This window comes from Phenylobacterium sp., assembly GCF_044371015.1.
In the GTDB taxonomy this organism is placed as follows: domain Bacteria; phylum Pseudomonadota; class Alphaproteobacteria; order Caulobacterales; family Caulobacteraceae; genus Phenylobacterium.
Genome location: NZ_JBILUK010000119.1, coordinates 1 through 9,319, shown reverse-complemented (window position 1 = coordinate 9,319; position 9,319 = coordinate 1). Strand labels below are relative to the sequence as shown.

At 66.6% G+C, this 9,319-nt stretch carries 11 protein-coding genes; 5 read left to right on the top strand and 6 right to left on the bottom strand.

The annotated features are described in order from the left end of the window. Positions 1–118: 118 nt before the first annotated feature. Genes ACIQ3R_RS11070 through ACIQ3R_RS11060 form a run of 3 tightly spaced genes read right to left on the bottom strand, consistent with a single transcriptional unit; the run spans position 119 to position 2,657 of the window. Positions 119–805, bottom strand: coding sequence for an HAD family hydrolase (locus tag ACIQ3R_RS11070; protein WP_397418429.1), 687 nt, complete (start codon positions 803–805; stop codon positions 119–121). After that, the gene (locus tag ACIQ3R_RS11065; RefSeq protein WP_397418427.1) at positions 802–1,767 is read right to left on the bottom strand and encodes an ATP-grasp domain-containing protein; all 966 of its coding nucleotides are present in this window, start codon (positions 1,765–1,767) and stop codon (positions 802–804) included. Before ACIQ3R_RS11065 ends, ACIQ3R_RS11070 begins: the two co-directional genes overlap by 4 nt. After that, entirely contained in the window at positions 1,764–2,657 is an 894-nt protein-coding gene (locus ACIQ3R_RS11060) for a class I SAM-dependent methyltransferase (protein WP_397418425.1), read from the bottom strand. Before ACIQ3R_RS11060 ends, ACIQ3R_RS11065 begins: the two co-directional genes overlap by 4 nt. 163 nt (positions 2,658–2,820) lie before the next feature. On the opposite strand from ACIQ3R_RS11060, the gene ACIQ3R_RS11055 reads away from it, so the two are divergent. Both ACIQ3R_RS11055 and ACIQ3R_RS11050 read left to right on the top strand, forming a co-directional pair. Next, positions 2,821–3,690 carry an AAA family ATPase gene (locus ACIQ3R_RS11055; protein WP_397418423.1) on the top strand — a complete coding sequence of 290 codons (870 nt, stop codon included), beginning with the start codon at positions 2,821–2,823 and terminating at the stop codon, positions 3,688–3,690. An 80-nt stretch (positions 3,691–3,770) separates the two neighbouring features. Beyond that, positions 3,771–4,562 (top strand): hypothetical protein, encoded by a 792-nt coding sequence (locus ACIQ3R_RS11050; RefSeq protein ID WP_397418421.1) that lies wholly within the window; start codon positions 3,771–3,773, stop codon positions 4,560–4,562. On the opposite strand, the gene ACIQ3R_RS11045 is transcribed toward ACIQ3R_RS11050, so the two are convergent. Both ACIQ3R_RS11045 and ACIQ3R_RS11040 read right to left on the bottom strand, forming a co-directional pair. Further along, on the bottom strand, positions 4,563–4,937 hold the full coding sequence (locus ACIQ3R_RS11045; protein WP_397418419.1) for a hypothetical protein: 375 nt from the start codon (positions 4,935–4,937) through the stop codon (positions 4,563–4,565). It abuts the gene before it with no gap. A gap of 27 nt (positions 4,938–4,964) precedes the next feature. Next, positions 4,965–5,777 (bottom strand): universal stress protein, encoded by an 813-nt coding sequence (locus ACIQ3R_RS11040; RefSeq protein ID WP_397418417.1) that lies wholly within the window; start codon positions 5,775–5,777, stop codon positions 4,965–4,967. 136 nt (positions 5,778–5,913) lie between these two features. Here ACIQ3R_RS11040 and ACIQ3R_RS11035 point away from each other — a divergent pair, with 136 nt between their 5' ends. Both ACIQ3R_RS11035 and ACIQ3R_RS11030 read left to right on the top strand, forming a co-directional pair. Further along, entirely contained in the window at positions 5,914–6,531 is a 618-nt protein-coding gene (locus tag ACIQ3R_RS11035) for an HD family hydrolase (RefSeq protein WP_397418415.1), read from the top strand. Beyond that, positions 6,528–7,490, top strand: coding sequence for an NrtR DNA-binding winged helix domain-containing protein (locus ACIQ3R_RS11030; protein ID WP_397418413.1), 963 nt, complete (start codon positions 6,528–6,530; stop codon positions 7,488–7,490). The genes ACIQ3R_RS11035 and ACIQ3R_RS11030 overlap by 4 nt, the downstream gene beginning before the upstream one ends. Here ACIQ3R_RS11030 and ACIQ3R_RS11025 read toward each other — a convergent pair. Further along, positions 7,487–7,969: a CinA family protein gene (locus tag ACIQ3R_RS11025; RefSeq protein ID WP_397418411.1), complete on the bottom strand. Its 483-nt coding sequence runs from the start codon at positions 7,967–7,969 to the stop codon at positions 7,487–7,489. The genes ACIQ3R_RS11030 and ACIQ3R_RS11025 overlap by 4 nt on opposite strands. A gap of 84 nt (positions 7,970–8,053) precedes the next feature. On the opposite strand from ACIQ3R_RS11025, the gene ACIQ3R_RS11020 reads away from it, so the two are divergent. Continuing rightward, entirely contained in the window at positions 8,054–9,286 is a 1,233-nt protein-coding gene (locus ACIQ3R_RS11020; RefSeq protein ID WP_397418409.1) for a serine hydrolase domain-containing protein, read from the top strand. The last annotated feature ends 33 nt before the right edge of the window (positions 9,287–9,319 follow it).

Genomic DNA, 9,319 nt, shown 5'->3' with positions numbered 1-9,319 from the left:
TCGATCAACGCCAGCGCACGGCCGATGTCGCCGTTATGGTTGCCCGACATCTCGGCGACGACGTAGGGCGGCTCCTCAGGACCGATCCGGCGCCCGCCGATGGTCACATGCGGCTCGCTCATCGCATGGCTCCCGAACACCAGTCCCGCAGAATCGCCGGCGTTTGTGTGAAGTCCGTCACCGTCGCGTCCGCTTTGAAGCCCCCGCAACCGGCAGACGCGTATCGTCCGGTGCCGACCCGGATCGAGCGGCAGCCGACCGCCGCGGCGGCCGCCATGTCATGGTCTGGCCGGTCGCCGATGACCACTGCCTCATCCACATTCAGATCCAGGGCTTGCAGCGCCTGATGGTAGCACTTGGGGTCCGGCTTGGGCGCCTGATGCTCCCAACAGTAAACCACCTGATCGACCCGCTCGGCGAGCCCCAACGCATCGGCCTTGTTCCGCTGCATCACGCCCAGCCCGTCGGTGATCACCGCTAGCCGATAGTCGTGTCTAAGGGCCGCCAGCGTCTCCGACACGCCCGGCCAGAAACTCAGAACCGGCTTGTGGACGCGGTAGATCTCGACCAGCTCGGCGACGTACGACGGTTGGGGCGATATCCCGGCTTTCGCCAGCGCGGCATCGAACACTCGCCCCCGGCCGTTTGCTTCCAGCTCGGCCGCCATCTCCGCATACAGGCCCGCTGGGTCGGCGCCGGGAAAGCGCTGCTTAACGGCGTCGGCCACGGCCCGAAACCCTGACAGCACGTAGGTGTGTTCATCGTAGAGCGTGTCGTCCATGTCGATGAGCAGGGCGCGGATCACAGAGCTCCGGCCTCCAGGGCCGCCAGTTCAGAACCCCGGACCAGCCGGTCCTCCGAGTACCGCAACATCGTCAGATCCTGGATGATGTCCCGCGGAGCTGCGGCGGAGTCGCCGCGCCCCTCCAGCATCTGCAGAATACGCTCAGGTGAGGCCAATCCCGCCTGGATCGAAAGGTTCGAGGCGCCGCCGAAGCGCGGGTTCACCTCGATGAAGCGAGCGCCGGCTTCGGGCGTGTAGAAAGCCTGTACGACGTTGTGGCCAATCAAGCCCAGCGCCCCGCACAGGGTCAGGGCCTGGGCCTCCAGCTCCGGCGCGGCCTCGATGCGCGCCTTCACCGCCTCGCCCGCCCGCACCACCAGCCGACGTCGCGCCACCGCCTGCAACGGTTGTCCCTGCAGGTCGCAAAGCACATCGATCGTGAACTCCGGCGCCGTCTCCATATCCTGCACCAACAAGTCAGGATCGTTGGGCAAATCGCTTGCCCGGGCGATGATCCTTGCGCCCTGTCCGCCGGCCCCTCTGACCGGCCGCACGAAGACCGGAAACTGTTCAGGCTGCTGGCTGACGGCGTAGGTCTTCGGAGTCGCCAGGCCCTGTTGCGCGCAGAACGCGACAAAACGGCGCTTGTCCTGACAGATGTCCAGCGCCTCGGAACCCGGAGTCATCACCGCGGCGCCCGCGGCCAGAATTCGCTCCCGCGCGCGGTCCAGCACCGCCAACTCACCGTCGCGAGTCGGAACCACCAGGCGAATACCCAGGCGGGAGCACGTTTCCGACAGCACCTGCGGATACTGCGGCGCATCGCTGGGCGGCAGGAACACAGCCCCATCGGCCTCAAACAGCGCGGCGTTGTCGGGCCCCAGGTCGGCGGCGAACACCCGGCCGCCGCGTGCATGGCACGCGACCGCGAACGCCCGGACGAGCAGCACCTTGGCCGCGGCGCTCAGGATCAGGACGTTCATGGCGTCCCGGCGGCGGGGCCCTTCGCGGGACGGGCGTAGAGGGTCTGATTGCGACCGATCCCGGCTCGTGCGCAGCCGCGCCGGAACTCGATCACCGCATCTAGCGATCTGTCCTTCCAGAGTCCCATCTCGAACGCCACCCTGGCGAAGTGACAGTTCCGCCCCTTGGCGCGGTCGCGCATGTAGGCCGTGTCTTCGTTCAGCAGGAAAATGTCGATCGGGAATTCGCCCAGGTGTTCCACGACCTCCCAACCGTGGGCGGTCATGGTTCGGGGCAGGCTGTCGGTGTTGAAGTAGTTCAGGTGATCTGGCGGAGCGAGCCAGAAGCGCGGGTCCGCGTGGCCGCGGGCCACGATCTGATCCTGCAGCCAGGACCCGTCGTTGGGTACGGCGATCCGCGCCATGCCTTCGGGGGCGACGATGGCCCGCAGACGCCGGATCAGGCCGACAGGGTCGATGACGTGCTCCAGCACGTTGTTGCAGATCACGAGATCGAACGTTTCACCCGCCGCAATCACCTCATCCAGCAACGCGAAGGCGTCACCCAGGGCCAGGTGCGCGGCAAGATCAGGGAAGAACGCCCGCACGCCGTCGTCGGTGAAATCCAGGCCGCGCGCGTCCCAGCCGCGCTGCCGGAAGTAGTCCAGGCTGAATCCCTCGCCGACCCCCACCTCGAGCATCGTCCCGGCCGGCCTGCCCCAGATCCGTTCCGTCTCGGCCGGCTGCAGCCGTTTGTGCTCCAGTTCCTCCGCCGTATAGCCATGGGCGTAGGGCGTGGCGCCGTGCGTGGCGCCGAAGTATTTGTCTCGATAATAGGCCGCCAGCTCCGCTGAGGTCGGGCGCGGCGCGATTTCGAAATAGCCCTCCGGCATCTCGACAAGATCGCTCATGGTCGCGCCTCCCGCACGGAGCGTCATCTCGGCCTGACGCGGTTAATGCGTCATTACGGACCCGACACGCCGAAAGCCGGCTTGATCCGCCCGCGTGGCGCTATAGGTTGGCCGAACCAAACAACTGTTCGAACGGGCCAGGGCGCCCGCTAGGGGAGCCTGAATGAGCCAGCGTTTCGAAGGCACCGACAATTATGTCGCCACCGAGGATCTCAAGGTCGCGGTCAACGCGGCCATCGCGCTTGAGCGGCCGCTGCTGATCAAGGGCGAACCCGGCACAGGCAAGACGGTGCTGGCCGAGGAGATCGCCAAGGCGCTCGGCGCCGAACTGATCACGTGGCACATCAAGTCGACGACCAAGGCCACGATGGGCCTCTACGAATACGACGCGGTCACCCGCCTGCGCGACAGCCAGCTCGGCGACGAGCGGGTCAAGGACGTCCGCAACTACATAAAGAAGGGCAAGCTCTGGGAGGCGTTCACCGCCGACAAGCGCCCCGTCCTGCTGATCGACGAGATCGACAAGGCCGACATCGAATTCCCCAACGACCTCCTGCAGGAGCTCGATCGGATGGAGTTCTACGTCTACGAGACCAATGAGACGATCCGGGCCGAGGTCCGGCCGATCGTGATCATCACCTCCAACAACGAGAAGGAGTTGCCCGACGCATTCCTGCGCCGCTGCTTCTTCCACTACATCCGCTTCCCCGACAGCGAGACGATGCAGGAGATCGTCGACGTTCATTATCCGGGGATCAAGGCCAAGCTGGTCGCCGAGGCGCTGCGCATCTTCTACGACATGCGCAAGGTGCCGGGCCTCAAGAAGAAGCCCTCCACCTCGGAGCTTCTCGACTGGCTCAAGCTTCTCATGGTCGAAGACATCGACGGCGACATGCTGGCGGAAAAGGACCCGACCAAGCTGATCCCGCCGCTGCACGGCGCACTGCTAAAGAACGAGCAGGACGTCCACCTGTTTGAACGCCTGGCCTTCCTGGCCCGACGCGAGGGCGCAGCGCGGCCGGGCCAGCAGTAGCCGCGAGCCTTACGCCGAATTCACTCGCCTTTCCGAGGGGCTCCGCTCAACCTTGCAGGGGTTGGACGGAGCCCTTCGCCATGAACGCCTATCCCCTAGCGGCCGCCTCGGCCCTTGCGCTCGCCGCCGCCGCCTGCGGCCCGGCCACGCCGCCGGCGCGCGCGGCGCTGGAATGCCCGGCGACCCAGGGCGATCTGACTCGGATCGCTCAGTCCGCCGACGGCAAATCCTGCGGTTATCGGGCCAAGGACGGCGCCGAGGTCACCGTTGAGCTGGTGGCCGCAAACGGCGACGTGGACGGCGTCCTGAAGGCGCTCGAAACCCGCCTCCTCGCCGAACGCGTCGTTTCCCCGGAGCCGTCGGCCGAGGCCGCCAGGCCCGATACAACTGCGGCAACGCCCGGCAGCGCCGCCGACAAGGCGGCCCGCGAGGCCGAGGCCGATACCAAAGGCGTCGAGGTCAGCGTCGGCGTGAAGGTTGACGGCGTCGATCATGTCACCCGAGGCGACGGCGAGACCCGCGTCAATCTCCCGGGCATTTCGGTCGTGGCCAATGAGAAGGACGAGACCGCCCGGGTGCGCGTTGGGCCGCTCACGGTCGAGGCCGGCGACGACCAGGCTGTCGTACGAATCCGCCGCGACGTACGTCTGCGGGGCGAGCAGCTCAATCCGGAGAAGCGCGGCGTTCGCGCCACCTTTATCTACACCGGAAAGGACCTGCCTGGCGGCTATCACTACGTGGGCTATGAGGCCGGCGGCCCTAAGCGCGGCCCCATAACGGTGGCCGTCGTCAAGGCCCGCTCCGAGAACGCCGACGGCGAGGAACTGATCCCCGACGTCCAGAAGCTGGTCCGGCGCAACGGCGGCGTCTGATCAGCCGACCGGCTGAACCTCCTGCACCTTGTAGGTGAGCGGGCGACCGTCCTCATCGGTCACGGTCACATACTCCCCGACCACGAACCGATGCTGGCCAAGGCGGTGAATAGGTTCATCATCGTCTGATCCGGCGCGGTCATAGTCGAAGAACCAGCGCGCGCCTCGGCGCGCGAGGCGGCCCTCCGACGCATCCTCGTCGGGCGCAAACCTTCGAACCACGCACGCTTCCCGCGACTTGACGTAGGCGGCCTCGTCGAGATGCCCGTCAGGCGTGAGCGGCGCGGTTAGCGCGTAGCCGCGATGGTCATCGCCCCCGGCGAACTCGGTGCCCGGGTTTCGGGCGAGCCGCATAATGATCCGTGACAGCGTCATAGACGCCTCTCCTCATTCAGATTGACGTCAATGCGACAGGAACAGACTCGGTCCGTCCGTTCCCAAGAGCGTCCGGGTCGTTCCCCCGAATATGAACTCTTGAAGACGGGGATGGCCAAAGGCGCCCGCAACCAGGATATCGGCGCCGGCCGCGCCCGCCGCCTTCAGCAGCCCAGGGGCCGCGTCGCCGGAATCCGAAAGGACCTCCACATCCGCCGAAACACCGCGCGCCGCGTAATAGGCCTTCAGACGGTTTGGATCGAAGCTGCGCGAACTGGCCTTGGGCGCCGCCAGGATCACCACCCGGCTGGCCCGCTCGAGGATCGGGGTCGCCAGCCGGGCTGCACGCGAGGCTTCCTTGCCGCCGTCCCAGGCCACCGCCACGACGCCCCCGACCTTCAGTCCCGGCCGCGCCACCAGCACCGGCCGCTGTTCGTCGGCCACCATCTGCTGGAAGGCTTCGGCAAGCGGTCCGCGGCCCCGTGCGGGGTCGCTGGTAAACACTACAACGTCCGATAGCCGGCTCTCGGCGGAAAGCCCCGCCCACACGGGCGTCTGAAGGCCGATGAAGTGCGTCTTGGCGTAGCCCGACGCCGCAGCCGCCTTGCGGGCGTTGCCTTCACCGACCGCGGTCGCCTCCTTCAGCGACTCGAGCGCTGTCGTCTGCACGCCGCCCAGGAATCCTTCGCCCATCCAGGGCATGACATCAGCCACATCGGCGGGCGTGTAGACGCAGGCCAGTTCGGCGCCGAAGGGCTCGGCCAGGGCGACAGCAGCGGCGATGGTTGGAGGATCGCCCTGTCCCCCGGACAGCGGCGCCATAATGCGGGCCCAGGTCATGCGTTTGGTCTCCATTCCCTATTCTTGGTCGTAACGCAGCGGCTCCGGATTGATCTTTGTCAACCTCTGGGCCAGTTCACGATCACGCATGACGGAAAGGTGTTCACGGGTGGCCCGGGCGGATCGCCGATCCAAGATGTCTCCCCGCGCCTGGCAGCGCATGCTGTCCGGACGGCGCCTGGACCTGCTTGACCCTTCCCCGCTCGACATCGAAATCGAAGACATTGCCCATGGTCTCGCCCGCGTCGCCCGCTGGAACGGCCAGACGACCGGCGCCCACGCGTTTTCGGTCGCGCAGCACTCCGTGGTGGTGGAAGAGATCGTCGCCCACATCGAGCCTGCGCTCGAACCGCGATGGCGACTGGCGGCCCTGCTTCACGATGCCTCGGAGTACGTGATCGGCGACATGATCAGTCCCTTCAAAGCGGCGCTCGGCGTCGATTACAAGGCCTTCGAGTTTCGACTGGAAACCGCCATCCACGTCCGCTTCGGACTGCCCGCCGCCACGCCTGCCGGGATCAAGAGATTGATCAAGCGCGCCGACCGCGCCTGCGCCTTCTTCGAGGCCACACAACTCGCGGGCTTCACCCATTCGGAGAGCCTGGAACTGTTCGGCGCCCCGCCGACCGGATATGCGCTCAGGATCGAGCCCCTCCCCCCGGCTGAGGCCCAGGCCCAGTACCAGCGGCGCTTCGAGATCCTCTCCGAGGCCGCTGGCTACCGGGTCCAGGATCAGGCGTTCGACACCGTATGATCGGCGACCTGGTCATTGGCCTTTCTGCCGTGGTGGTCGCGATCCGCGACAGCGAAGCCGTGGTGCTGACAGTTCGCCATCGCGGATCAGGGGGCGGTCCGCTCGGCCTGCCGTTCGGTCCGTTCGATCCTGATGGACATCGCACTTTCGAGCTGGCCCTGCGCGCGTTCGTCACCGAGCAGACCCGCTTTGACCTGGGCTATGTTGAGCAACTCTACACCTTCGGCGACAAGGGTCGCGACGCGCCCCTGGCCGACCTTGGCGACGGAGATCGCGCCGAGCGCGTGATTTCGGTGGGTTATCTGGCGCTCGCGCCTGCGCCGGTCGACACCCACTTCGCCGGCAGCGAGTGGCGCGCCTGGTCGCATCTCTTTCCCTGGGAGGATTGGCGCGCGGGGCGTCCCGTGGCCTTCGAGCCGCTGGAGGCTGCGCTTCGTGCATGGGCCGCAGGCGACGCCCAACGCTTGGCCCGCGCGCGATTGCTGTTCGCCCTCGACGGCGCGCCCTGGAACGAAGAGAGGGTGCTTGAGCGCTACGAGTTGCTCTACGAGGCGGGCCTGGCCCCCGAGGCCGCCCGCGACCGCGGCGAGCCCGCCCCCGACCGGTCCGACCTCCTGATGGCGGCCCTGGGCGAGCCCATGACCTCGGACCACCGCCGCATCCTCGCCACCGCGCTCGGGCGCCTGCGCGGCAAGCTCAAGTATCGCCCGGTGGTGTTCGAGCTGATGCCGGACGCCTTTACGCTCTCCGCCCTGCAGCGGACCGTCGAGGCCATCGCAGGCGTACCGCTGCACAAACAGAATTTCCGGCGCGCCCTTGAACGCGCCGAACTGGTCGAGGGCCTTGGTCGGCTCGACGCCGACACCGGCGGGCGTCCCGCCGAACTTTTCCGGTTCCGCCGCGAGATCCTGGGCGCCCGCCCTGTCTCAGGCCTGAGCCTGCCGCTTTTGCGAGACTAGGCCGCCAGCGCCCGCCGCAGCAGATCCAGAGCCGCCGCCGCGAACGCCCGCATGTTAGCGGCGCGATCCTCCGAGCCCGTCTCGATGGTCAGCACCGCTTCCACGGGACCGGATATCGCCACGCATGTGTGGCCGGCCGCGTCGCCATAACCGTTGCCGGTCGGCCCCGCAGCTCCTGTCTCGGAAATCCCCCAGGTCGCGCCATAGCGCTCCACCTGGTTGCGGGCGAGCAGCAGGGCATAGGGCTCGCTGGCGGAACGAATCCCCTCCAGCGCCTCCCTCGGAATATCGGTCAGCAGCACGCGCGCCTTGGGGGTGTAGACCACCGCGCCACCCAGATAGTAGGCGCTGGCGCCCGGAACACTAAGCAGTGCTGCTGATATCAGCCCCCCCGAACTGCTTTCCGCCACGGCGATCTTCTCGCCCCGGGCCTTCAGCGCCGCCCCGATCTCGGCCGCCAGAGTCTCAAGTTCGTCCATGCCCATCCTTCCACTTGGCGTTCGCCGCCTTCGCGGCACATGATGCAGGGAACGGGGCCGAGAACCAGCCCAAGGAGGAACCTAGTGGACGCGCAATCGCAATGGACCGGGCTCGACGCCGCTCGGCTTGAACGCATCACCGACCATATTGAACGCAACTACATCGGCCCGGCCAAGATCCCCGGCTGCCAGGTCGTCGTCGCCAGACATGGCCACATCGCCTACCAACGGGCCTTCGGCCTTATGGACATTGAGCGCGCCAAGCTCACTCGAGAGGATACGATCTACCGCATCTATTCGATGACCAAGCCGATTGTCTCCGTGGCGCTGATGACCCTCTACGAGCAGGGCTACTTCCAGCTGAATGACCCCGTCAGCCGCTACGTGCCCTCATGGAAGAGCCACCGGGTCTGGGTGTCGGGCGAAGGCGCCGATATGGTCACCGAGCCTGCGCGCCGGCCGATCAACTTCCGCGACGTGCTCGGGCACATGGCGGGCCTGACCTATGGAGGCGGCCTGCCCGGCGTCGGCCTGCAGCACCCCATCGACAAGATCTACCGCGAGCTCAAGATCCGCTCGGCCGACACCGCCGACACCATGGCGAGCTTCATGGACAAGCTGTCCCAGGTGCCGCTTCGCTATCACCCGGGCGAGGCGTGGATGTACTCCCTGGCGACCGATGTCTGCGGCGCGCTGGTCGAGATCATCTCGGGTCGCCCATTGGCGGAGTATCTGCAGACGGAGATATTCGAACCCCTCGGCATGAAGGATACAGCCTTCCAGGTATCTGCGGACAAGGCCGACCGCTTCGCCGCCAACTATCAGCGCGGCCCCGACAAGAAGCTGAAGCTGATCGATGACCCCGCCACCTCGAACTACCTCAAGGAGCCGGTGTTCAAGTCCGGCGGCGGCGGCCTCACCGGCACGACCAGTGACTATCTGCGCTTCTGCGAGATGCTCCGCCGGGGCGGCGAACTGGACGGCAAGCGCATCATTGGCCCCCGCACGTTGGAAGTCATGCACATGAACCACCTGCCGGCGGGCAAAGATCTCACTCAGTTGGCCATCGGGGGCTTCTCCGAGACCGCCAACGAAGGCGTCGGCTTCGGTCTTGGCTTCGCCTCGACAATGGATCAGGTGCGCACCGGCGGCCTGGGTGTTGGCGACTATTACTGGGGCGGCGCGGCTTCGACGATCTTCCTGGTCGATCCCAAGGAAGATCTGTCGATGGTGTTCATGACCCAACTGATGCCGTCGGGCACTTTCAACTTCCGCGGCCAGCTCAAGAACCTTATCTACTCGGCCATCGTCGACTAGAGCGTGTTCCGAAATGCGGGAACCGGCTTACGG

Excerpts from the sequence above, each read along its gene's own strand:
- ACIQ3R_RS11065 (WP_397418427.1), bottom strand. The coding sequence starts at position 1,767 with ATGAACGTCCTGATCCTGAGCGCCGCGGCCAAGGTGCTGCTCGTCCGG.
- ACIQ3R_RS11060 (WP_397418425.1), bottom strand. The coding sequence starts at position 2,657 with ATGAGCGATCTTGTCGAGATGCCGGAGGGCTATTTCGAAATCGCGCCG.
- ACIQ3R_RS11055 (WP_397418423.1), top strand. The coding sequence starts at position 2,821 with ATGAGCCAGCGTTTCGAAGGCACCGACAATTATGTCGCCACCGAGGAT.
- ACIQ3R_RS11050 (WP_397418421.1), top strand. The coding sequence starts at position 3,771 with ATGAACGCCTATCCCCTAGCGGCCGCCTCGGCCCTTGCGCTCGCCGCC.
- ACIQ3R_RS11045 (WP_397418419.1), bottom strand. The coding sequence starts at position 4,937 with ATGACGCTGTCACGGATCATTATGCGGCTCGCCCGAAACCCGGGCACC.
- ACIQ3R_RS11040 (WP_397418417.1), bottom strand. The coding sequence starts at position 5,777 with ATGACCTGGGCCCGCATTATGGCGCCGCTGTCCGGGGGACAGGGCGAT.
- ACIQ3R_RS11035 (WP_397418415.1), top strand. The coding sequence starts at position 5,914 with ATGTCTCCCCGCGCCTGGCAGCGCATGCTGTCCGGACGGCGCCTGGAC.
- ACIQ3R_RS11030 (WP_397418413.1), top strand. The coding sequence starts at position 6,528 with ATGATCGGCGACCTGGTCATTGGCCTTTCTGCCGTGGTGGTCGCGATC.
- ACIQ3R_RS11025 (WP_397418411.1), bottom strand. The coding sequence starts at position 7,969 with ATGGACGAACTTGAGACTCTGGCGGCCGAGATCGGGGCGGCGCTGAAG.